General features: G+C 68.6%; 22 protein-coding genes and 4 pseudogenes. 19 read left to right on the top strand and 7 right to left on the bottom strand.

Going from position 1 to position 22,229, the window contains the following annotated elements; all coding sequences use genetic code 11:
- Positions 1–131: 131 nt before the first annotated feature.
- The 9 genes from ACWD3E_RS39515 (at position 132) to ACWD3E_RS39555 (ending at position 10,346) form a co-directional block, all read left to right on the top strand.
- The gene (locus ACWD3E_RS39515) at positions 132–719 is read left to right on the top strand and encodes a (2Fe-2S)-binding protein (RefSeq protein WP_451392321.1); all 588 of its coding nucleotides are present in this window, start codon (positions 132–134) and stop codon (positions 717–719) included.
- On the top strand, positions 716–1,708 hold the full coding sequence (locus ACWD3E_RS39520) for an FAD binding domain-containing protein (protein ID WP_451392322.1): 993 nt from the start codon (positions 716–718) through the stop codon (positions 1,706–1,708). The genes ACWD3E_RS39515 and ACWD3E_RS39520 overlap by 4 nt, the downstream gene beginning before the upstream one ends.
- Entirely contained in the window at positions 1,705–3,843 is a 2,139-nt protein-coding gene (locus ACWD3E_RS39525; RefSeq protein WP_451392323.1) for a xanthine dehydrogenase family protein molybdopterin-binding subunit, read from the top strand. The genes ACWD3E_RS39520 and ACWD3E_RS39525 overlap by 4 nt, the downstream gene beginning before the upstream one ends.
- Entirely contained in the window at positions 3,836–4,978 is a 1,143-nt protein-coding gene (locus ACWD3E_RS39530; protein WP_451392324.1) for an XdhC family protein, read from the top strand. The genes ACWD3E_RS39525 and ACWD3E_RS39530 overlap by 8 nt, the downstream gene beginning before the upstream one ends.
- 898 nt (positions 4,979–5,876) lie before the next feature.
- On the top strand, positions 5,877–7,394 hold the full coding sequence (locus ACWD3E_RS39535) for an MFS transporter (RefSeq protein WP_451392325.1): 1,518 nt from the start codon (positions 5,877–5,879) through the stop codon (positions 7,392–7,394).
- 339 nt (positions 7,395–7,733) lie between these two features.
- A complete protein-coding gene (locus ACWD3E_RS39540; RefSeq protein WP_451353233.1) occupies positions 7,734–7,904 on the top strand; it encodes a hypothetical protein in 171 nt (56 codons plus the stop codon).
- A 248-nt stretch (positions 7,905–8,152) separates the two neighbouring features.
- The gene (locus ACWD3E_RS39545) at positions 8,153–8,419 is read left to right on the top strand and encodes a 3-oxoacyl-[acyl-carrier-protein] synthase III C-terminal domain-containing protein (RefSeq protein WP_451392326.1); all 267 of its coding nucleotides are present in this window, start codon (positions 8,153–8,155) and stop codon (positions 8,417–8,419) included.
- A 249-nt stretch (positions 8,420–8,668) separates the two neighbouring features.
- Positions 8,669–9,487: an SDR family NAD(P)-dependent oxidoreductase gene (locus tag ACWD3E_RS39550; protein WP_451392327.1), complete on the top strand. Its 819-nt coding sequence runs from the start codon at positions 8,669–8,671 to the stop codon at positions 9,485–9,487.
- A 700-nt stretch (positions 9,488–10,187) separates the two neighbouring features.
- Complete coding sequence (locus ACWD3E_RS39555; RefSeq protein ID WP_451392328.1) at positions 10,188–10,346, top strand: hypothetical protein; 159 nt, start codon at positions 10,188–10,190, stop codon at positions 10,344–10,346.
- Between the two features lie 259 nt (positions 10,347–10,605).
- Here ACWD3E_RS39555 and ACWD3E_RS39560 read toward each other — a convergent pair.
- A pseudogene (locus ACWD3E_RS39560) lies at positions 10,606–11,055 on the bottom strand (IS701 family transposase); the annotation flags it as partial.
- A gap of 26 nt (positions 11,056–11,081) precedes the next feature.
- Between ACWD3E_RS39560 and ACWD3E_RS39565 the strand changes: the two are divergent.
- Positions 11,082–11,359: pseudogene (locus ACWD3E_RS39565) on the top strand (transposase); the annotation flags it as partial.
- 181 nt (positions 11,360–11,540) lie between these two features.
- Here the strand turns inward: ACWD3E_RS39565 and ACWD3E_RS39570 are convergent.
- Positions 11,541–12,824: a phosphatase PAP2 family protein gene (locus ACWD3E_RS39570; protein ID WP_451392329.1), complete on the bottom strand. Its 1,284-nt coding sequence runs from the start codon at positions 12,822–12,824 to the stop codon at positions 11,541–11,543.
- 383 nt (positions 12,825–13,207) lie between these two features.
- Here ACWD3E_RS39570 and ACWD3E_RS39575 point away from each other — a divergent pair, with 383 nt between their 5' ends.
- Both ACWD3E_RS39575 and ACWD3E_RS39580 read left to right on the top strand, forming a co-directional pair.
- Positions 13,208–13,399 (top strand): hypothetical protein, encoded by a 192-nt coding sequence (locus ACWD3E_RS39575; RefSeq protein WP_451392330.1) that lies wholly within the window; start codon positions 13,208–13,210, stop codon positions 13,397–13,399.
- Between the two features lie 16 nt (positions 13,400–13,415).
- Entirely contained in the window at positions 13,416–13,664 is a 249-nt protein-coding gene (locus ACWD3E_RS39580; protein ID WP_451392331.1) for a hypothetical protein, read from the top strand.
- Between the two features lie 107 nt (positions 13,665–13,771).
- On the opposite strand, the gene ACWD3E_RS39585 is transcribed toward ACWD3E_RS39580, so the two are convergent.
- Positions 13,772–14,665, bottom strand: a complete 894-nt coding sequence (locus tag ACWD3E_RS39585) for a hypothetical protein (RefSeq protein ID WP_451392332.1) — start codon at positions 14,663–14,665, stop codon at positions 13,772–13,774.
- A 57-nt stretch (positions 14,666–14,722) separates the two neighbouring features.
- On the opposite strand from ACWD3E_RS39585, the pseudogene ACWD3E_RS39590 reads away from it, so the two are divergent.
- Positions 14,723–14,854 (top strand): annotated as a pseudogene (locus tag ACWD3E_RS39590) (IS630 family transposase); the annotation flags it as partial.
- 269 nt (positions 14,855–15,123) lie between these two features.
- On the opposite strand, the gene ACWD3E_RS39595 reads toward ACWD3E_RS39590, so the two are convergent.
- Positions 15,124–15,927, bottom strand: a complete 804-nt coding sequence (locus ACWD3E_RS39595) for an ABC transporter permease (protein WP_451392333.1) — start codon at positions 15,925–15,927, stop codon at positions 15,124–15,126.
- Positions 15,924–16,886: an ATP-binding cassette domain-containing protein gene (locus tag ACWD3E_RS39600; protein WP_451392334.1), complete on the bottom strand. Its 963-nt coding sequence runs from the start codon at positions 16,884–16,886 to the stop codon at positions 15,924–15,926. Before ACWD3E_RS39600 ends, ACWD3E_RS39595 begins: the two co-directional genes overlap by 4 nt.
- Positions 16,887–17,101: 215 nt before the next feature.
- On the opposite strand from ACWD3E_RS39600, the gene ACWD3E_RS39605 reads away from it, so the two are divergent.
- The 3 genes from ACWD3E_RS39605 (at position 17,102) to ACWD3E_RS39615 (ending at position 19,325) form a co-directional block, all read left to right on the top strand.
- Positions 17,102–17,836 carry a helix-turn-helix domain-containing protein gene (locus ACWD3E_RS39605; RefSeq protein ID WP_451392335.1) on the top strand — a complete coding sequence of 245 codons (735 nt, stop codon included), beginning with the start codon at positions 17,102–17,104 and terminating at the stop codon, positions 17,834–17,836.
- A gap of 233 nt (positions 17,837–18,069) precedes the next feature.
- On the top strand, positions 18,070–18,924 hold the full coding sequence (locus tag ACWD3E_RS39610) for an IS5 family transposase (RefSeq protein WP_451392336.1): 855 nt from the start codon (positions 18,070–18,072) through the stop codon (positions 18,922–18,924).
- Positions 18,921–19,325, top strand: coding sequence for a hypothetical protein (locus ACWD3E_RS39615; protein WP_451392337.1), 405 nt, complete (start codon positions 18,921–18,923; stop codon positions 19,323–19,325). Before ACWD3E_RS39610 ends, ACWD3E_RS39615 begins: the two co-directional genes overlap by 4 nt.
- 25 nt (positions 19,326–19,350) lie before the next feature.
- On the opposite strand, the gene ACWD3E_RS39620 is transcribed toward ACWD3E_RS39615, so the two are convergent.
- Positions 19,351–19,728, bottom strand: a complete 378-nt coding sequence (locus tag ACWD3E_RS39620; RefSeq protein ID WP_451392338.1) for a VOC family protein — start codon at positions 19,726–19,728, stop codon at positions 19,351–19,353.
- A gap of 83 nt (positions 19,729–19,811) precedes the next feature.
- On the opposite strand from ACWD3E_RS39620, the gene ACWD3E_RS39625 reads away from it, so the two are divergent.
- Positions 19,812–20,108, top strand: a complete 297-nt coding sequence (locus ACWD3E_RS39625) for an ArsR/SmtB family transcription factor (RefSeq protein WP_451392339.1) — start codon at positions 19,812–19,814, stop codon at positions 20,106–20,108.
- 116 nt (positions 20,109–20,224) lie between these two features.
- Here the strand turns inward: ACWD3E_RS39625 and ACWD3E_RS39630 are convergent.
- A pseudogene (locus ACWD3E_RS39630) lies at positions 20,225–20,401 on the bottom strand (ATP-binding protein); the annotation flags it as partial.
- A gap of 108 nt (positions 20,402–20,509) precedes the next feature.
- Between ACWD3E_RS39630 and ACWD3E_RS39635 the strand changes: the two are divergent.
- Positions 20,510–21,052 carry an MOSC domain-containing protein gene (locus tag ACWD3E_RS39635; protein ID WP_451392340.1) on the top strand — a complete coding sequence of 181 codons (543 nt, stop codon included), beginning with the start codon at positions 20,510–20,512 and terminating at the stop codon, positions 21,050–21,052.
- A 53-nt stretch (positions 21,053–21,105) separates the two neighbouring features.
- Positions 21,106–22,140, top strand: a complete 1,035-nt coding sequence (locus tag ACWD3E_RS39640) for a transposase family protein (protein WP_451392341.1) — start codon at positions 21,106–21,108, stop codon at positions 22,138–22,140.
- Positions 22,141–22,229: the final 89 nt, after the last annotated feature.

Raw genomic sequence — 22,229 nt, forward strand, 5'->3', positions numbered from 1 at the left:
TTTCGGCGCCAGCATCCCGCACCTTCGCTTCGCCCCGCGGCACAGGCCCGCGCAACGCAGATTCCCCGCCGCCCGGTACTCCGGCCGCAGGGCCCCTCCCGTCTGTCCTGGAAATGCGAAAGAAGCAGCTCATGGCCTCAACGACGTCGACGTCCAGTGTCATCACCTTGAAGATCAATGGCGAGAAGTACACACTGCCCGTCGATCACCGCACCACCCTGCTCGACGCACTGCGCGAGCGGCTCGATCTGACCGGCACCAAAAAGGGCTGTGACCAGGGACAATGCGGTGCCTGTACCGTCCTGCTGGACGGGCGCCGGGCCGTCGCCTGCCTGCAGTTGGCCGTCGCGGCCGAGGGCCGCGAGATCACCACCATCGAAGGAGTGGCCGACGGGGAGCGGTTGCACCCCGTGCAGCAGGCCTTCCTCGATCTGGACGGTTTCCAGTGCGGCTACTGCACGCCGGGACAGATCTGTTCGGCAATCGGGCTGATCGAGGAACACGCGGCCGGCTGGCCGAGCGCCGTCACCGGCGACATCCGCCCCGAAGCGGGATCGCCACCCCTGACTGCCGAGGAAATCCGGGAACGGATGAGCGGCAATCTGTGCCGCTGTGGCGCGTACGTCTCGATCGTCGAGGCGGTGGCCCGCGCGGCCGAAGCCCGGACGAACGAGGGCCGCATGAGCGCGCGGACGGGTGCGAAGGAGACCGCGGCATGAGGGAGTTCGGCTATCAGCGGGCGTCCGACGTCGCCGACGCCCTCGCGCTGCGCGGTGCCGATCCGGACACGCGCTTCCTCGGCGGCGGCACCAACCTCGTCGACCTGATGAAGACCGGCGTCGAGCGACCCACCCGGCTCATCGATATCCGCGAACTCCCGCTGGACAAGATCGAGTCGACGCCGCAGGGCGGCTTGCGCATCGGAGCGACCGTCACCAACGGCGACCTGGCAGCCCACCCCGAGGTCCGGCGCCGCTACCCCGCGCTGGCGCAGGCGGTGCTGGCCGGCGCGTCCGGGCAACTGCGCAACATGGCCACGGTCGGCGGGAACTTGCTGCAGCGCACCCGCTGCGGCTACTTCACCGACGTCACCAAGCCGTGCAACAAGCGCGTCCCCGGCAGCGGTTGCCCCGCGATCGAGGGCGAGCACCACAACCACGCGATCCTGGGCACGTCCGACCACTGCGTCGCCGTACACCCCTCGGACATGGCCGTGGCCCTCACCGCCTTCGACACCGTCGTCCACTTCGAAACGGCGGACGGGCCGGGGGAGTTGCTGCTCGCCGACCTCTACCTGCCCATCGATGAAACCCCGCACAACGAGACCGCCCTGCCGCCGGGGGCGCTGATCACCGGTATCACGCTGCCGCCCACGCCGGTCGCCACCAACTCGCGCTACCGCAAGGTGCGCGAGCGCGCCTCGTACGCCTTCGCCATCGGCTCCCTCGCTGCCGCGCTCGACGTCCGTGACGGCGTCGTCCGCGACGCGCGCCTCGCCTTCGGCGGGGTCGCCTCCCGTCCGTGGCGGGCCACCGCTGCCGAACGCGTCCTGACCGGTGCGCCGGCCACCCCCGAGACTTACGCCGTCGCGGCGGACGCCGAGCTGGCGGCGGCGCGCCCGCTGTCGCACAACGCATACAAGGTGGACCTCATGCGCAACCTCGTGGTGGCCGTCCTGTCCGAACTCGCCGAGGAGGCGGCCCGATGACCACCGTCACCACCGGAACACCCGCACAGGCGCCCTCCGTCGGCACCGCGCACACCCGCGTGGAGGGCCGGGACAAGGTCACTGGAGCAGCGCGCTACGCGGGAGAAGTGCCGTTCGCGGGCCTCGCGTACGGCTGGTTGGTGCTGTCCACGGTGGCCCGAGGCCGCATCCGCGCCCTCGACACCGACCCCGTCCTCGCCATGCCGGGCGTGCTGGCTGTGCTGGACCACCGCAACGCCCCACGCGTCGACACCGACTACACCGGCCTGCTGGGCACGCCCCCGGACCCGACCTGCGCGGTCTTCCAGCACGACCGTGTGCCGCACCTGGGCTGGCCGGTGGCGCTGGTCGTGGCCGAGACCTCCGAGCAGGCCAGGGAGGCCGCCGAGGTGCTCGTGGTCCACTACGAGCAGGAGCCGCACGACGTCGACTTCACAGACGAGCACGCCGGCGCCTACCCGGTGGACGGGCACATGCCCGGTGTGACCGAGAAGGGCGACCTCGATGCCGAACTGGCCGCCGCCGCCGTCGTCGTGGACGCCGAGTACACCACTCCCGAAGAGCACCACAACCCGATGGAACCGCATGCGGCGACCGCCCGCTGGGACGGCGGCCGCCTGGAGGTGATCGACTCCAACCAGGGCGCGACCTGGGTCGTCGGCGAACTCGCCAACCTCTTCTCACTCGACCCGGCCTCGGTGCGCGTACGCTCCGAACACGTCGGCGGCGGCTTCGGCAGCAAAGGCGTCCGCGCCCACCAGGTGGCCGCCGTGATGGCAGCGACCGTCCTGCAGCGGCCCGTACGGGTCGTCCTGACTCGCCGACAGATGTTTTCGCTGGCCGGCTACCGCAGCCCCACCACGCAGCGTGTCAGGCTCGGCGCCGACGCCGACGGACGGCTGCGCGCACTCGAGCACCGTGCGCTCAGCCTCACGTCCACCGTGCACGAGTTCGTCGAACCGAGCGCCGGGGTGGCTCGGGTGATGTACGACGCGGAGGCCCACAACACCGCCAACCGCGTCGTACGACTCGACGTACCGACCCCGACGTGGATGCGCGCCCCAGGTGAGGCGCCGGGGTCCTTCGCGCTGGAGGTGGCGCTCGACGAACTCGCAGAGAAGTGCGGGATCGACCCGATCGAGCTGCGTCTGCGCAACGAACCCCACAAGGGTCCGGTGTCCGGCCTGCCGTTCGCCGGCCGCAATCTGGCCGCCTGCTTCAGGGAGGGTGCCCACCGGTTCGGCTGGGCCGACCGGGACCCGCGCCCCGGGCGGCGCAGGGACGGCCGCTGGCTGCTCGGGACCGGCACGGCGGCGGCCTCCTTCCCCGCGGGCGCCGCACCGTCCACCGCGACCGCGACCGCGCACCCGGACGGCACCTTCACCGTCCGGATCTCCGCGGCTGACATCGGCACCGGGGCCCGTACCGCACTCACCCTGGTCGCCGCGGACGCACTTCAAGTGCCGGTGGAGTACGTCCGCGTGCGCATCGGGGACAGCGACTTCGGCCCGGCGATGATCGCCGGCGGCTCCATGGGCACCCGGTCCTGGTCCTGGGCCGTCAGGGCCGCGGCCGGCGAACTCCGCGACAGGCTGACCCTCGGTACCGACATCCCGCCGGAGGGCATCACGGTACGGTCCGACACCACTGCGGCCATCGGCGCCCTCGCCCCTGCCGAACGCCACTCCTTCGGCGCCCAGTTCGCCGAGGTGGCCGTCGACGTCACCACCGGCGAGGTACGCGTCCGGCGCATGCTCGGCATCTTCGCGGCGGGCCAGATCGTCAATCCGCTCACCGCACGCAACCAGCTCCAGGGCGGCATGATCTGGGGCATTTCCATGGCCCTGCACGAGGAGGCCGTCCGCGACCGAGCCTCGGGCGGCCACGTCGGCGCAGACCTCGCGGGCTACCACGTGGCGACGCACGCCGACGTACCCCGCATCGAGGCCGACTGGATCGAGGACACGGACCCCGACGATCCGGTCGGCATCAAGGGAATCGGCGAGATCGGCATCGTCGGTGCCGCGGCAGCCCTCGCCAACGCGGTCTGGCACGCGACCGGCGTACGCCACCGCAGCCTGCCCATCCGACCGGACCGCGTCCTGTCGGCCTCCGCGGGGGCGCCGGATGCTTGACCTGTCCGAGGAGCTGAACCACTGGATCGAGGAGGGCCGGGAGTTCGCCGTCGCCACCGTGGTGGCCGTCGACGGCAGCGCGCCGCGCGGTCCCGGCGCCGCCGTCGCCGTCGACAGTGCGGGCACCGTCATCGGCTCGGTCTCCGGCGGCTGCGTCGAGGGTGCGGTGTACGACCTGTGCCTGCAGGCGCTCGAAACCCGGCAGAGTGTCCTCGAGCGGTTCGGCTACAGCGACGAGGACGCCTTCGCCGTGGGACTGACCTGCGGCGGGACGATCGACGTGCTGATCACACCGGTGGGCTTGCAAGCGCGCGCCCGCGCGGTCCTCGGGCCGGCTCTCTCCGCCGCGGCCCGGGGTGAACCGGCGGCCCTCGCGCGGGTCGCCCGCGGCCCGGCCGATCTCCTCGGCCGTGCTCTGCTGGTCCGGCCCGACGGCACGTACGAGGGCGGCCTCGGCGGCCACCCGGACCTGGACCGGACGGCGGCGGCCGAAGCCGGGGCCCTGCTGGAGGCGGGGCGCACCGGCACGGTGGACCTTTCGGCGGACGGCGCGCACTGCCCCGGCGGTCTCACCCTGCTGATCGAGTCGAAGGTGCCGCCCCCTCGCATGATCGTCTTCGGCGCGGTCGACTTCGCGTCGGCGCTGGCGCGAGCCGGCAAGTTCCTCGGCTATCACGTGACTGTCTGCGACGCCCGCCCGGTCTTCGCCACGCGGGCCCGCTACCCCGACGCCGACGAGGTCGTGGTCGACTGGCCGCACCGCTACCTGCGGGGCACCGAGACCGACGCCCGTACCGTCCTGTGCGTGCTCACCCACGAGGCGAAGTTCGACGTACCTCTGCTGAAGGTGGCCCTCGGTATGCCGGTGGCGTTCGTCGGCGCGATGGGCTCGCGCCGCACCCATGAGGACCGCAATCGGCGTCTGCGGTCGGAAGGCGTGACCGAACGGGAACTGGCCCGACTGCGCTCGCCGATCGGCCTGGATCTCGGCGCCCGAACGCCCGAGGAGACCGCCCTGTCGATCGTGGCGGAGATCGTCGCGGCCAGACGCGGCGGGACGGGCGTTCCCCTGACCGGCTCGAAGACGTCGATCCACCACGACGGCGGCGAACGCGAAGGGCCGGCAGCTGCCTGAAGGAGTAAGACATTCGGCAACCGATGAGTCACTGCTCGTAGACAGCTACGGACGGCCCGGCTTGATGCCCTGCGGCAGCAGCCAGGCGGTGGTGCCGATCCCGCCGCCGATGCTGCCCCCCTTTGAGGTCCGGCGGTGCAGACGCCTGCAATACCCGGACTTGTACGGGCAGGACGCGCGATTGGTAACGATCTTGGCTCAGCCCGTGTGCGTAGTGTGATCCGTTTGAGCCCCCGGGCATGGGATTTCTTTCAAGCTGCACGAGAGCCAGGCAACGCGACCGTACTCGTGCTGCATGCCTGAACCCAGGTCGCCCAGGCCCGGGCCCAGGGCCATCCGGGCGACGCGGCCGACGCCGTAGAAAGCTGTCTACGCGCCGCCCCTATATCAACATGCTGTCCTATCTCAGTCCGGAAGAAGCCGGCTCCCGGCTGCAGGTCCTGGAGTTCGTGGACGCCCTGCGCGCCCGTGTGCCCGCCATGCACCCTGCGTGGCGACCGAACTCACCACCCAGGTCTTCCAGTACCACGCCATCCTCGGCCGGGGCGGATACGAAGCACTGGTGGCGCGGAACCACTGGTCCCACATTCTCCCGTCACGCCAAGGCTCTCGCCGACCTGAACCGGGGTGGCGGTGCCACGCGGCGCGGACCACAACTGCACGGTCCGTGCCTGCCCGGTGCCTCTGGCTGCGTCTTTGACGGGAGCTTGGCCTCTGCGCCGCGAAGGCCGCGAGCCGCCGACCACCCCGACGCATTGCCGACGCGTGACCCTCATGCCTCGGGCAGCAGTCCGGCTGGCCTTCCTTCGGGGAGGTTCAGGTCGCAGGCTGTGATGTGTGCCAGTGCCCTGCCGGGGAACTTGATCCGTCCGGGTGCGGTCCTGTGAGAGGAGCACACGTGGCGGCGTTGACGCCAGCGGCCGGCGGTCGAGACCCGGGCGCTCAGGAGGCCGGATACGAGCCGGATCCGCACCGGTGGCGGGCCCTGTGGGTCACCTTGGTGGCCGGCTTCATGAGCCTGCTCGACGTGACGATCGTCGCGGTCGCCCTGCCCACCGTCCAGCGCGATCTACACGCTTCCCCGACACAGGTGCAGTGGGTGGTCTCCGGATACGCCCTCACCTTCGCCCTCGCCCTTGTCACCGCCGGCCGCCTCGGCGACGCCATGGACCGTCGCCGTATCTTCCTGTTGGCTCTCAGCCTCTTCGTGATCTTCAGCGCGGCCTGCGGCGCGGCCCCCGACATCACGCTGCTGGTGGCGGCCCGCCTCGCCCAGGGCCTGGCGGCCGGCTTCATGGCGCCCCAGAACTCCGCGCTCATCCAGCAGATGTTCCGCGGCGCCGAGCGAGGCCGCGCCTTCGGCTTCTTCGGCGCCACCGTCGGCATCTCCTCCGCCGTCGGCCCCGTCACCGGCGGCGCCATCATCGCCCTCGCCTCCGGAGCCCAGGGCTGGCGCTGGATCTTCTACGTCAACGTCCCCATCGGCATCCTTGCCGTCCTCCTCGGCCGCCGCCTGCTGCCCCACACCCGGCGGTCCGGGCGGGGACACGTGGACCTGTCCGGCGTCCTGCTCCTCGGACTCGGCGTGCTCGCGCTCATGTACCCGCTGGTCCAGGCGGCCTCCGGCGGCCTCGGCCACCTGTGGTGGCTGTTCCTCGTCGGCGGCGCGGTCCTCGCCGTCTTCACCCAGCGGCAGCGGCACCTCGCCGCTCACGGCGTCCAGCCGCTGCTCGACCCGCGTCTGTTCACCACCGTTCGCGGCTATGCCGTCGGAGTCGGCGTCGGCACGCTGTACTTCATCGGCTTCAGCGGCCTCTGGCTGGTCTTCGCCCTCTTCTACCAGCACGGTCTCGGCTTCTCCCCGCTCCGCTCCGGCCTCGCCGTGACCCCTTTCGCCCTCGGCTCGGCGAGCGCAGCCGTGGTTTCCGGCCGTCTGGTGGACAGGCTCGGCCGCCTGCTCACCGTGTGCGGCCTCACGGGCGTGATCGTCGGCTTGGGTGGCACCGCGCTGCTGCTCTGCTTCGCGCCCCTCCACGTCGTTCCCTGGGCCGCCGCCCCGGCCCTGTTCCTCGGCGGCATCGGCGGAGGCTTCGTGGTCTCGCCCAACATCACCATGACCCTGCGTGAAGTGCCCGTGCGCATGGCGGGCGCGGCGGGTGGCGCCCTGCAGACCGGCCAGCGGCTCGGCGCCGCGGTGGGCACCGCCGCCCTCCCGGGCCTCTTCTACCTGGTGCTCGGCAAGGGCGACAACTACCGCGGTGCAGTCGTCACTGCGCTGGGCGCAGCCCTCGTCGGCATGGCGGCGTCCCTGGCCCTCGCGACGTTCGACTGGAGGCGCGACCGGCGGATGCGCCGACCTCACCGGAAGTGCCCGGACGAGGTCGCCAACCAGCCGGTGCACGCCCGGCAGACCTGACCCATCCTCCCGCGCCCGATCACCGTCGGCGGGTCCGCCGCGCCAGACCCTCCGGCGGGCGGGCGCCGGTGCTGCCGGTTCGCCCGTGCAGCGGCGCTATGGACGGCGGTGAGACCGGCCTACCAGCACCTGACCTCCGGCTCCTCTTGAGGAGACCGTCTCAAGTATTTGGCCCCCGCGTGGCCCGCCGCCCCGGGACCGGCGGGCCAGCGCCTCGAGGCGCCGACACGGGGTGAACGGAACCTACGCTCCCGTCGCTCAAAACGGAAGACCCTTTTCCCATTGACCCTCAACCTGCACAGACGCACCCTGAATCCCACGCACCAAAGGGAGCACAGGATGAGCCGAGCGACCGACACACACCGCATCGTCGAGTACTGGACGGACAAGGGCACCCACGTGATCTTTCCAGTCGAACGGAACGAAGAAGTCGACCGCATGAGCGACACGCAGCTGATCTCGAAGTACGGGAACCCCGAAGACGGGGCAGCCGCGCGCATCGTCCGGTAGGCCACTCCAACGCCGGCCATAAGGGCGCGGTTGGGCCGACCCGCTCCGACCCGCCCTGCGCTCTGTCGCCTGAGTTCGCGCCCGCATCACCCCGGTGGTCTCAGAACAGGCCGCCCTTCGCGACCCATGCACACGACTGGCTTGCGTTTCTGGCGCGCACATGCCGAACTCAGCTTGTGCGCCGACATTTCTTCGTCCAGTCAGCCTCGATCTCCGAGTGCATGGTGGTCCAGCCGCGTAGTCGCCACATGGTGGCCACGTCCGAACAGGCTGTCGCGGCGACCGGGTGCACCACCACGGACATCGACTACATGGTGCCGCACCAGACGAATGTCCGGATCACCGACTTCGTCGCCCGCCGACTCGGCCTCATCGACAGCAGCCAACTGCACAACGTCGAGTCCGTCGGCAACACCGGCGTCGCCGCCATCCCGCTCCTGCTCGCGCAGGAGGCCGCCGCGGGGCACCCGAAACGCGGCCAGTGCCCGGTGCTGCCGCATTCGGCGCTGAACTGACCTGTGGCGCCGCCCCATCACCTGGCCGGAGCTGCCCTGCTCCAGTGCATTCGACGGCGGGGGGAGACGGAGCGATCGCCCGCACCTGCCGCTCTCACCTCGAGTTGGCTGCGTCGGTGGCCGTGCTACTGCTGCACAGCCCAAGTTCGGGTTGATGTGGTCGAGTTAAGCCATGCCGACTCTTGTCGACCCTCCGCAGCTGCATAAGATCACGTCACTCATATGTCCGAGGTAGGAGGCCGAACGCTCGTGAGGGATCAGCGTGTTGTGGTCGTGACTGGGGGAGGAACTGGCATTGGCGCGGCAACTGCTCGGTTGTTGCGAGGGGCTGGGCACGAAGTTGTGGTCTCCGGGCGGCGACCGGAGCCGCTGCACCGCATCGCCGCGGAGACCGGAGCCCTGGCCTGCCCTGCTGACACCACGGACCCGGAAGCTGTTCATCGCCTCGTTGAAACAACGGTTGCGCGATTCGGTCGGCTCGATGGTTTGGTCGTCAATGCGGGAGTGGGGCGCAGCGGGGGCGTCGGGGAGCTGAGCGACGAGGACTGGGAGTTGGTAATGCGTACCAATCTCACCGGACCCTTCCTGGTGATGCGAGCGGCATTGCCGCATTTGCTCCAGGTCCGAGGATCCGTCGTCGCGGTCGCTTCGGTCTCTGCCCTGCGCAACGGGGTGGGTAATGCCGCTTACGCCACGTCCAAGGCGGCTCTGCTTCAGCTGTGCCGGTCGCTGGCCGTGGACTATGGGCCGCGTGGCCTGCGGGCCAACGCGGTGTGCCCCAGCTGGGTGCGTACAGAGATGGCGGACCGCCGTATGGCCCGATTCGCTGAGGATGCCGGGTTGGTCTCCGAAGGCGTCGAGGCTGCATACGATGAGGCCACCCGGCTGCTGCCAGCACGTCGCCCCGGTGACCCGCGCGAGGTTGCCGAAGCCATCGCCTGGTTGCTGTCGCCGGCAGCGTCCTTCGTCAATGGTGCTGCTCTGACAGTGGACGGCGGCGTGACCGCGCTGGATCCCGGAACCATTCCTTTTGAATTCAGCGTCACCCCGCGTGACGCGACCAGTTGATCTTGATGCCGGAATGTGAGTTCGTCTGGCACAGGACCGCCGCGGTCCACGAGGCCGCCCGAGGTCCGCGGCGGTTCACGGTGGCGCGCTCGATGCCGGGACGGGCTCAGAAATTTGTGCCCGAGCCGCGCCTTGCTCCGTCGGCCGCCAGCTGGATCGGCGTTGCCGATTCGGTACCGGCAACGCCGAGGCCGTCGCCTTCCGCGTACTCAACGGGAAGCCGGACCTCAAGGGCGTCCCCGACGAGTTGGTCAGCGTGATGGAGTCCCGCCTCGCTGAAGGCCCGGCCCACTGACCCTCTTTCGCCGCCGTCGCGGAGAAGACCGCCGAACGGTTCGGCGAGTAGGCGACCCAGGTTCTCCGGTACTTTCCGCGACCAGCCCACCGAGGCCCCGAACCTGATCGCCGAGCAGTGGCACCGCCTCGGACGGTACAGCGGTGGTCGCAGCGGCCGGAACAGACGCGTGGTCGGGGCTCCGGCAGGCGGTGGCCCGCTGGCTCGCCCGAGGTGATGAACGGCGTGAGCAGGTGGAGTTGGAGCGTCTCGACGCGACTGCGGAGGCCCTGACGTCGGCGTCGGGCCGGTGGAAGCCGAGCGGACCGGAACCGTGATGAGTCGGCGTTGCAAGCACGCATCGAGGCTGTACTGGAGGGTCTTTCCGAGGAGTAACGAACTCGGTCCGAAGCCGAGTTGGTCAGCGTGCTGGGCCGGACCGCCGTGCAGGGCGGCGCGGCGGCCGGCGCGGGCGGACTGACTGTGGGGCACAGCGCCCGCATCCGTGCCGAGGGCGGCTCGATTGCTGCCGGAGTGGTGCAGGGCGGGGTGCAGCCGGGCCTCCCTCCGTTGCTGCAGCTGTGAGGGGCGTAGTTCGTCTCCAGCCTTCCGCGGTTACGGTCATTCCAAGCCGTCGCCCCGGTCAGCAGCTGCCCACCAAGCGACCAGTTGGGCAGCAATCGCGTCGGGCTGCTGGAACTCGGTGTTGAGACCGCAGTGATCACGTAGCTCGTGCAGTAGGAAGTCACCGATCTCCGCCTGATTTGCGCCACTACGCAGCCGCTGGAGCAAGGGCGCGAGCATGCCTCCACGATGACCGGGACCGCCAGCCCCTGGCCGGCCAGGGCAGGAACAGCTCCCACTCCAACGGGCACGAGGCGCTGTCGGTGCCCGCGTGCACGCTGACCGCGACCTGGCAGTTCGCCCGCTTGCCCAACATCCCGCAGTACTGGCGGGCCACCCCCACCGATGCGGTGCCGCACTTGGGGAACGACACGTCGTCGACGACCCACACCTCGGGCTGGATCGCCTCGCACAACCGCTCGGCGATCCGCTCGCGCACGGGTGTCCACTGCCACGGCGACTGGTTCACGAACTGCTGCAGGGCCTGCATGCTGCCGTCTGGCAGCTGGTCGGCCATCGGCTGGATCGACTTGCGTCGCCCGTCCAGCATCAGGCCCCGCAGACAACACTCGCCCCACCGCCGTTGATCCCGCCGCGGCGCCGACCCGAACACATCGGCAACGAACTCCGCTAACTCGCCCCGGAGCCGCTGCCCACCACCAAGCGAGATCACCCGACGTAACGAAGCACTACTGGATCGTCGGGCAAAAGCGGAGCATCGTCATCGACACGATCGGCCTCCTGCTCGGGTGCTGGTCGCCGCGGCCGGCGTGCAGGACTCCGTGGCCGGCATCCAGCTCCTCGACCAAGGGGCCGCCGACCACCCGGGCATCCGCAAGGTGTGGGTCGACGGCGGCTACCGTCAGCACCTCGCCGAGCACGTCGCCGCCCACGGCATCGACATGGAAATCACGGCCCGCACCCTCGGGACCAGGGGGTTCACCCCGATCCCTAAGCGGTGGGCGGTCGAACGACCTAGCGCGATCCGAAAAACATCACTGAGCCTCTTTCACCCCCTGAAGCACGGGTTGAAAGAGGCTCAGTATGGTGGTGCTGCGGCGCTTCCGGCATCATCTGCGGTGTCGTCCCCGCGCTGGAGCGAACGCTCAAAGCCTGAGCCGGACGCGGTCTTCAGTCCGTTGCATGCAAGGTGGCTCAAGCCAGTTCGGGTTGCGGTTCCGGTTCCAATTGCCGCACGGGTGCGGCCTTCGGTTCCCACAGTCTGGTGGTCTGCACGTAGCCGTAGACCACTGAGGTCATCGCCAGAATGAGAAGTGGTCCGAACACCCAAGGGTGTTCGGCCATCTGCATCGGCAGATAGCGATACGACACCAGGAGCGCGGCGAAGACCGCTGCGCCATGGGCGACCAGCTGGATTCGTGACCGATCCCAGCCGCGTTCGACCGAGCGCAGGGCTGCCTCGATCGTGAGCGCGAACACCACGCCGGCTATGAGATCCGCGCCGTAGTGATAGCCGAATCCCAGCGTTGCGCCGAGCGTGGCGATCAGCCAGAACGCGCCTGCGAATCGCAGAATCCGTGGGCCCTTGCGGGAATGAATGAAGATCGCGGTGGCCCACGCTGTGTGCAGGCTGGGCATGCAGTTGCGTGGGGTGATCTCGTCGTATGGCACCGGGTGCGGGGCGTTGATCGGCGGTGGCGTGTCCGGCCACAGGTTGGCCACCGCCCAGTGCACGCCGCCGGTGCCGGAGGCGCCCGGGCCGTAGGCGAAGACCGGTCCGACCACCGGGAAGAGCATGTAGATGGCCGGCCCCAGGAGGCCGATCACCAGAAAGGTGCGCACCAGATGGTGGCTCGGGAAGCGGCGCTCGACCGCCACGTTGCGCAGCTGGTACAGCGCGACGACGACCGCGCCCACCGCAAGCTGAGCGTAGACCCAGCCGAGAACATGGGTTCCGATCGGGCCGGTGACCTCGACAACCCGGCCTGCCAGCCACGACGGGTTGCCCAGTGCGTGATCGGCGGTCGCCACGTACTGGTCGAGCACCGCCGGCCGGGTCTTCGACGTGATGAGCAGCCAGGTGTCGCCGGTCTTTCGGCCGGCCACCAGCAGTAGGCCCAGCCCGACGCCCTTCAGTAGCAGGACACGTTCTGAGCCGGTGCGGCGCGTGACCGCGATGACCGCACAGCCCAACATCACCCACAACGCGCCGTTGCCGAAGAAATGGTCGTCGGTCACCTCGACGCCGAGCGCCCACCGCACCAGTACGAAGACGACGTCGATGCCGATCGCGACACCAGCCGCGATGAACCGTTCCCGCCAGGTGAGCACCACCATCATCAACGCCATACCGGCGTACAGGGGCCCTGGCTTGGGGGCAAATATCACCTCTTTCACCTGATTGGTCATCGGCCCCGGTACGCCGCCGCAGCGACGTGCGGCGATCTCCAGAGTGATGAGCAAGCCGAGTGCCGCCACACCTGCAGTGGCCCACGGTATCGCCCGTGGTTGACGCCACGCGGCGAACGTAATTCTGCTGTTTATTCGCGAAAACACCCGCGATGCTATAGATATCAACTGTCTCGCCGATTTGTTATTTAGTTGACCAGGCCATTTTTCGCGCTGGATGCATGGCTTTCCGGTGAAGGACGGAGGGGTGATCGTCGTTAGTTCGAACATGCTATCGGAGCGGTGGGGCGGGTTTCGGTGGTCACGGGTGGCGCGAAGGTCGGTCGATCCTGCGCCCGATGGTCCAGGGAGGGATGTCCAGGTGGGACGCAAGTCTCCGTACCCGGAGGAGTTCAGGAAGTACGCGGTCGCGCTCTGCCGCGCCGCAGGCGCGAAGCGCACCATGCGCGGCGATGGCCGCGGACCTCGTCATCACCACCGAGTCGCTGCGGACGTGGGTCCGCAAGAAAGACGAGTCCCAGGCACTGCCCGAGCGCCGCGAGGCCGACAGGAGTCCTGCTGAGGAACTGGCCCGGTTGCGGGCGGCGATCGCGGTCTTCTCGTCGATGGACAGGACGACCGCCACTTCGGGCGGGTCTAGGTAGAGGGCGGTGGCCGCAGGTGGACGCCATCACGGTCCGCTTCCGTGCCGGATTCGCTTATGTCGGAGCCGAATTGCCGAGCGGGCACAGCCTCCCGCTGTGTCGCCTGCGCTTCACCGGGGTGCTGCACACCTGGGGCTTCGCGCTCTACCTGGCCAGCAACGACAGCTACAAGGACAACATCCTGCCCAGCGGACTACCCGTCGGCTCTCCAGAGGAGGCCCTCGACTGCGCGGGCGACCTCTACCTCACGGCACTGGCCACTTGACCAACGCCCCTCAACGAAAGGACGTCTCCCCGGGGCCATTGGACGGGCGGCGCAGGCCGGTCCGGCCGTCCCCCGTCCCCCGTCTGCCGACGACCGGCCGCCCGGCCTCAGGCCTCGGAGTCCAGAAGCTGCCAGTCGAAGGGCATGAGATCCCGCTCCCAGCCGGGCGATCCGGCCAGTGCGTCGGCGGCCTCGGGCGTGCGCAGCAGGCAGCGGTGGCGCAACAGCTCGCGCCGGTCGCCGGGCGTCAGGAGCCTCTCCTCGGGGCTGAGATTCTTCGGGTGGTCGGGGTGTAGGTCGGCACTGCCGTCGATCGGGCGGTCCCCCGCCATGTTGAGCCGATCGCCGGCCGGGGTCCGGTAGTCGAGGCGGAAGTCGGTGCGCCACTGGGAATTGCTGCCCCAGCCCTGGGACAGGTCGACCGTTGGCCGGTGGCGGCGCCGGAAGGTCCAGTACAGCGGCGAGCGGTCCGCGACGCCGCGCTGCGCGTACTCGACGCCGGCGCGGATCCGCACGCCGGCCCGGTTGAACAGCAGCTGGCCCAGCATCAGGCCGGGCCAGAGGACCTCGGTGATCTCGATCGGCGTGTGCGGGTCGTCGGCCTGTTCGACCTCGACGATCTCGTGGAGGAACGGGTCGAATGCGTCGCCGTCCTCGAACGGCGTCATGCCGAGCGAGGTGAACACGTCGAGGTACTCGCGCTCCGAGAGCGAGGGCCGCGGGTCCGGGGAGCCGGGCTCGTCGGAGGGAGGCTGGAAGGTGAGCAGCAGCCGGTCGCTGACCCGGTGCAGGGCATATAGCTCCCACACGAGTTCCTGGCCGTCAGGCTCCGCTTCCTTCTCGGCCCACCAGGAGCCATCTTCGGCCGCCGTGGCCAGCCAGGCGCGGTAGCAGTCCTGGGCCCGATCAAGCCACGACACGACGATCGCCTCGTAGGGCTCCACCCCCTCGTACCACGCCAGGGCCTCGTACAGTTCCCGCGCATCCACCCCGTAAGGCATGCCAGGAGCCTACGGGAGGCGCCGGGGGCGTCTGGCCGGAGTCGGCAAGGAGATCCGGACCGGGTCCGGGATGTGACCCACAACTTCAACACCGACGGATTCGGCTCGCTCGACCCCAAGTACAAGGCTGGGCGACCGAAGACCTTCACCCTGCCGGAACGCCGGGAGATCAAGAAGATCGCCAAGTCTGGCTTCGTTCATCTCTCGCGACAGCGTTTGTCGATAAGTTTGGCCGGCAGTTTGCGATCAGCGAGCCTGCGGATGTTCACAAGTTTTGGCGGCACCAGCGGGTGTGTCTGTTTCAGAGGGTGTTAGGTCCGTTTCTGGTAGCGGCCTCGTCCGGGGTTGGGTGAGGAAGCGTTGGCCGTCCGAGGTGGCTGCGGGGGATGTTGACGGTCCGTCGTCGGTGGGCATGCCGAGGTGGTGGTGCAGTTCACGGGCTGACGCAACGAAGACGCTCACTTGGTGGGCTCGCGATTGTAGAGCTTCTTTGCCCATAAGTAGCCGCCCAAAGCGATCAGGGCGCACCAACCGATGGTCAGGATTGCACTGTTGTCGATCGGGGTGCCCATCAACAGCCCGCGCAGGGTTTCGATGAACGGGGTGAACGGCTGGTAACTGGCGAACCATTTCAGCCCGGCCGGCATCGAGTCGGTGGGGACGAACCCGCTGCCCATCATGGGCAGGATCATCAGCGGCGTCAGCATGTTGCTCGCGGCGGCGACGCTCTTAGCGAGCATGGCCAGTGCGACCGACAGCCAGGTGAGCGCGAGGATGATCATCACGAGAACGCCGACCGCGCCGAGCCATTCACCGAAGTCGGCGGTCGGCTCGAATCCCACCAGCAGCGCGACCCCGATGACGGCAGCGATGCTCAGTAGGGTCTGGATCAGGCTGCCCAACACATGGCCGGTGAGCACCGAGACCCGGGCGATGGCCATGGTGCGGAACCGGGCGACGATGCCCTCGGTCATGTCGATGGCTACCGAGATCGCCGTGCCCTGGGCAGCGGTCGCGACAGTCATAAGGATGACGCCGGGGACGACGTAGTTCGTGTAGGTGTCCCGGCCGCCCGACGGCCCGCCAAGGCCAGTCCCGAGGGTGCTGCCGAGGACGTAGACGAACAGCAGCAGGAAGACCACCGGAACGCCGGCGGCGGTCAGGATGAGCGTCGGATAACGCAGCATGTGCCGCAACTGGCGGCGCAACATCGTCACCGAGTCGGCGAAGGCGTGGGAAACGGTAGTGGAAACGGTGCTCATCGGGCGGGCTCCTGTTCCGTGACCGGGTTGCCCGTCAGGGCGAAGAAGACGTCATCGAGATCGGGGGTGTGGACCTGCAGTTCGTCCACCGTGATCGAGGCGTGGTCGAGCCAATCCAGCAGCGCGCGCAACGACCGGACATCGCCCTGGCTGGGGATCTGCAGGATGTATGCCTCTTCGTTGCGGGACACCACGTCCAGCGTCCGGACCGCATGGTCGTAGCCGCGTGGGTCGGCGAAGTGCAGGGTGATGTGGCCGCCGCCGACCTGCCGCTTGAGCTCCTCCGGCGAGCCTTCCGCAACGAGCTTTCCCTGGTGGAGCACCGCGATCCGGTCGGCGAGTTGGTCGGCCTCTTCGAGGTGCTGGGTGGTGAGGAAGATCGTGACGCCCTCGTCGGTCACCAGCCGGCGGATGATCTCCCACATCGTCCGCCTGCTGCGCGGGTCCAGCCCGGTGGTCGGCTCGTCGAGGAAGATCACGCGGGGCTGGCCGACCAACGTCATCGCGAGGTCCAGTCGGCGGCGCATCCCGCCGGAGTACGTCGCCGCAGGCTTCCGGGCCGCGTCCACCAGGTCGAACCGCGCCAGCAAGTCCTGGGCACGCTGCCGCCGTTCCCGGCGAGGCAGGCGGTTCAGGTCGGCCATCAGCAGCAGGTTCTCCTCGCCGGTGAGGAAGCTGTCCACCGCGGAGAACTGGCCGGTGACGCCGATCGCGGCACGGACCGCGTCCGGATCCCGGACCACGTCGTGGCTGGCGACCCGCACTTCGCCGGTGTCTGCGCGGATGAGCGTGGACAGGATCTGCACCACGGTGGTCTTGCCGGCGCCGTTCGGGCCGAGCAACGCGAAGACAGACCCCGCGGGGATGTGGATGTCGATGCCGTCGAGCACCACGTGGTCGCCGTACGCCTTGCGTACGGCAGTCGCCGCGACCGCACGTTGACCGAGATCGGTAGTCATGGGTTTCACTTCCGCTGGTGAGGCGGCGCCGCAGTGAGCGCCTTTACAACTCGGCGAAAGTTACGTTGCATTCATGCAATCGTCAATCACGACCAGGCGAAGCAGCTGCATAACTACAGGTCAACGGCATTGAATTGTTGCATGGCTCATGCCGACTAATGCAACGAACAGCGTTGCATTAACCTGACCTCGACGCCGACAGTGGAGGACACCTGATGCCCGGTGACAGACTCACGCTCCAAGAACGACAGCAGATCGCCGCGGGGCTGCGCGAGGAGTTGACCTACGCCGCCATCGGCCGCCGCATCGGGCGGCCGACCTCCACCGTCACCCGCGAAGTGACGCGCAACGGCGGGCCGCGCGGCTACCACGCCGAGGCGGCCCACCGAGCCGGCACACGACACGGGCGCCAGCACAGGACCACTGCGCCGACACCGTCACCAGGAAGGGCTGACCCCGGGCGCGATCCACGGCTCGTGGACGAGGTGGACGCGCAGAGCGTGGAACTGATGATTCAGGCCGGGCTCCCACAGATGATGGCCAGGGTCCTCGCCGCGCTGTTCACCACCGACAGCGGCAGCCTCACCTCCGCGGAACTCGTGCGACGCCTGCACGTCAGCCCCGCCTCCATCTCCAAGGCCGTCGGCTACCTGCAAAATCAGGCACTCATCAAACGCGAACGCGACCCCCACAGCCGCGCCGAACGCTACGCCATCGACGACGACGTGGCGTTCCAGTCCATCGTGGCCAGCGCGCGAGCCCAGACCCAAATAGCTGAGGCTTGCAAGATCGCAGCCCAGAAACTCGGCACCACCACCCCCGCCGGGGTCCGACTGGAGAACACGAGCCAGTTCCTCCTCCACGTCATCGACGACCTGGTCCGCTCCGCCCGGCACTGGCATGAGATCTACCCGACCCATCCTCGGAAGACGTCCGAAACCGACGGCTGAGCAGATCGGTCAGTCGGGTGCAGTGCGCTGACCTGGGGCGACCGCGTTCGATGTCAAGGGGGAGGTTGACCGTTCATTCGCTATACGACACCCCCAGCCGGCTCACCCCTCGCGACTAGATTCACTGTCAGAGGGCGCTAAAGTCCCGTTATCCATGGTTCGTGATCACTCGTTCGTGTGGTCGTGATCCCTACTGGCGTGCTGGATGGAGCTCGGATGATCTTCTGCAGCGCATGAAGAGACCGGCGTATCCGAGCGACATGACGGACGAGCAGTGGGATCTGGTCAGGCCGATGATCGAGTCGTGGAAGCAGGGGCGGGTGGCGCGGTCGGCGACGGGGGATCCGGGCTCCTGTGATCTGCGGGAGGTCGTGAACGCGATCTTCTACCAGAACCGGACGGGCTGTCAGTGGCGCTACCTCCCGCACGACCTGCCCGCGTGGTCGGCGGTGTTCTACTACTTCACGCTGTGGCGCCGGGACGGCCTTGACCAGCGAATACAGGAACTCTTGCGCTGCCAGGTGCGGGAGAGGGCCAAGCGATTAGAGGACCCGTCCCTCGTGGTCATAGACACCCAGTCCGTCCGTGCGGCGGCCGGGGTTCCCAAGACCACGACGGGGCTGGACGCGAACAAGAAGACACCGGGCCGCAAGCGCGGACTCGTGGTCGACGTGCTGGGCCTGATCATCGGGGTCGTCGTGCTCGCCGCCTCCGCGCACGACAACGCCGCCGGCACCGCCCTGCTCACCCTGGCCGCCGAGCGGTGCGGCAATCGTCTGGAGAAAGTCCTGGTGGACCAGGGGTTCAAGGACGAGACCATCATCCACGGTGCCCTGCTCGGCATCACCGTCGAGACCGTGGTCCGCAACCCCGACGACAAGGCTAAAGGGTTCGTCCCGCAGCCGAAGCGGTGGGTAGTCGAGCAGGTCAACGGCACCTTGATGCTTCACCGGCGTCTGGTGCGCGAGTACGACCACCGGCCCGACAACTCCGCCTCGCGCGTCTATTGGGCGGCCACCGCGAACATGACCCGCCGCCTCACCACGCCTTCCCCGACCTGGCGCGACGAGATCGTAGCAGCCGCATGAACGACGACATCACCGAGCTCCTCATCAGCCTGCAGGCCGAGCACGACCGGGCCGCGGCCAGGGCCGACGACCTGCGCCGGCAGATCGAGCACCTCACGCACGCCCTGGGCGAGGCCGAGGCCCGGCTGGCCGAACTGGCCACCGCCGGGAAGGTCTTCGCCGAGCTCGTACCCGCCACAGCCGCACCCGATCCGGCCGAGCAGTCCACCGCATACCAGGCCATCGTGAACGCCTTCAACCAGCACCCCGACCGGGAATTCCGGGTCCGCGACCTGCACGAACTCCTCGGCATGCCTACCGGCGACCCCGCCCTGAACGTCACCCGCAGCCGCCTCGGACGCCTCACCCGCCAAGGTTTCCTAACCCAGCCCGGACGGGGCCTTTACCGGAAAGGGACTTAACGTCCTCTCAGGGCGCCTGTTTGACTCATGCGAGTGCTGATCGTGCGGTTGCGTGGAACTGCACGTACTCGATGGTCGCGCCTCCGGGGTGCTGCACGGTCAGGTTGCGGCCGGTGGGGACCTCGTTGGGGCCGTCGAGGATCTTTCCGCCGTGTTGCTCGGTGAGCTGCAGGACCTGGTCGAGGGACTCGACGATCGTGGTGGCGTGGGTGCCGCGGTATGGGGAGAGGGCTTCTTCTGAACCTGCGAGCAGCAGATAGCCGCCGATGCTCGCGAGGTCCAGGTCGCGGTAAGTGAACCGGAGTCGTGGCTGCTCTCCGGTGAGCTCGATGAAGGTGGGCAGTGCCGCGTCCAGGTCGTCGACGTAGACGCGGGCGAGGGTGGCGAGCACTGGCACGGTCATCTCCTAGATCATTTCGACTTTCCCGAAACGTCGAAGTGATCTGCATACTACTTGTGTGATGTAGGCGAAGACGAGGAGGGCCAGTGGGACAGCCCGACTATGCGGACGTGGACTTGGCTGTGGTGCTGCATGCCCTGGGCGATCCGGTTCGGTTGGCACTGGTCCGTCGGATGGCCGAGGACGGCGAGAGCGCCTGCAGCCCGGACGGCGTGGACGTGCCCAGATCGACGCTGTCCAACCATTGGCGGATCCTGCGCGAAGCCGGAATTACTCACACCCGTCGGGTGGGAAAGGCTCGTCTGATGGTTCTGCGTCGCGCCGATCTCGATGCCCGCTTCCCGGGACTCCTTGCAGCCGTATTGGCCGAAGGCAGGCGGTGAGTGTCTCGGTTGCCAGCCCGGTCAGGATGAGGCCGCCCGCCGTCCTGGCCGGTGGACGGCGACCCAGCATGCGCTTTAGGCCACCCGACAGCAGTGTGTTGTTCGGTGGTGGCTCGTGTGCTGGCGAGGCGGTAGGAGTCTGTGCCGGTCTCGATGATGGTGCCGTTGAAGGTGAGGCGGTTGACGATGGCTGCGCAGAGCGGTGGGTCCGTGAAGGTCTTCGTCCAGCCGCTGAAGGACTCGTTGGAGGCGATGGCGAAGCTGTCCTTCTCCTCGTGTTCGGTCAGGACCTGGGGACAGGCGCTTACGGCCCCACCCGCGATTGATCGTGGATGCTGTGCCTTGAGGGGCCAGGGCTAGGCTCGTGCTGATCACGGTTACCGACGAGGGGGTTCCGAGGTATGAGCGGGAAAGTGACGGCGGTCAGCAGCAATGGGGAGTACTCGTTCACCAAGCCGAACCGGGACAGCGTCAGATTGCTCGCCGGGCTCGGCGTGGAGGGGGACGTTCATGCCGGTGTGACGGTCAAGCATCGCTCGCGCGTCGCGCAGGATCCCACCCAGCCGAATCTGCGCCAGGTCCACCTCATTCATGAAGAGCTCTTCGCCGAGGTCGGTGAAGAAGGGTTCAAGGTGGCGCCCGGTGAACTCGGCGAGAACATCACCACGCGCGGCATCGATCTGCTCGGGCTGCCGGTCGGCACATTGCTGCGCATCGGAGACTCCGCGGTCCTGGAAGTCACAGGCCTCCGCAATCCCTGCCGGCAGATCGACGACTTCCAGAACGGGTTGCTGAAGCAGGTCGTCGGCCGCGACGAGGCGGGGAACATCGTGCGCAAAGCCGGAATCATGAGCATCGTGAGGGAAGGCGGCGTGGTGCGCCCTGGCGACACGATCGAAATGGAACTTCCCAGTGGTCCGCACCAACCCCTGGACCGGGTCTGACCACCTTCCCAGGCAGTCCGTGACATGACGACGGCCGCGCGGGTTCTTGAGGTGTGAAGATCAAGCAGGCTCGCGCGGCCATGGCCCATCCTGCCTTCTGCGGCGTCGCGCGCCAACATCTCGGCGAGTTGATCGAAGAACTCGCGCCACGCTGGGAGGCGCGCTGCGAGTCCGCGCGGCACAAGCGGCGCCGCGGCGCGCGCCGACGGCAGGCCGGGGCTGGGCCGGGCCGAAGCACGAACTCGTCTTCCGACCGGCTGCTGGCCACCCCGGTGCACCTGCGCACCGGCCTCACCGACGAGGCTCTCGGCGTGATCTACGAGGTGGCCCCCTCCACCATCGGCCGCGCCATCAGCGAGATCCGCCCGCTCCGGGCGGAGCGCGGATTCGCCATTCCCCACCGGCCCGGCCAGCGACTGCACACCTTGGAGGACGTGTTCGCCTACGCCGCCGCCGAGAACATCACCCTGTGCATCGACGGCACCGAGACCCAGGTCCGGCGCCCCAGGGCCAACCGGCCCGGCAGGCGGGCCTTCGTCTCCGGCAAGCGCAGGCAGAACACCATCAAGACCACCACGATCAGCGATCATCAGGGCCGCACCCTGTGGTCCGGCGCAATGCGTTCCGGCCGGATGCACGACCAGACCCGCGTGCGCACGGAGGGCATCGCAGAGCAGTTCCGCCTCCAGCCCAGTGTGAAAGCCGAGGTGGACGAGGGTTACCGGGGCCTGGCCAACGAGTTCCCCCGACCAGGTCAGCGCCCCGCCGAGAAAATCGAAAGGCTTCGACGAGGCGCCGCTGACCGAACGGTACGGGTGGCGCGAGCAGCGGCGTCGTCAGTCCTCCCGACGGATCTGTGTCGAGCACGCCAACGCCGAATACCGACAATGGCGCACGCTGCAGCGGTACACCGGACGGCGCGAGGACTACGGCGACACACAGCGGGCCATCGCCGGCCTGGTCTCCGACCGCCGCCAAGCGGGCCACCCGGCACGCCAGCTCCCGTGACCCACGGATTTCAAGATGGAATCAGCTCATTCGAGTGGGCTCCGGTGCGGACGAGTGGGACGACGGGTGTGAGTAGTTGAGGCACAGGAAGGAGCGCCGAGCTCGATCACGGCCGTGGGCTGAGGACCTCGGCGTCCGGGCGGGACCCGGGGGCGTCGGCGTTCTGGAG

Source organism: Streptomyces sp. NPDC002676 (assembly GCF_053592455.1).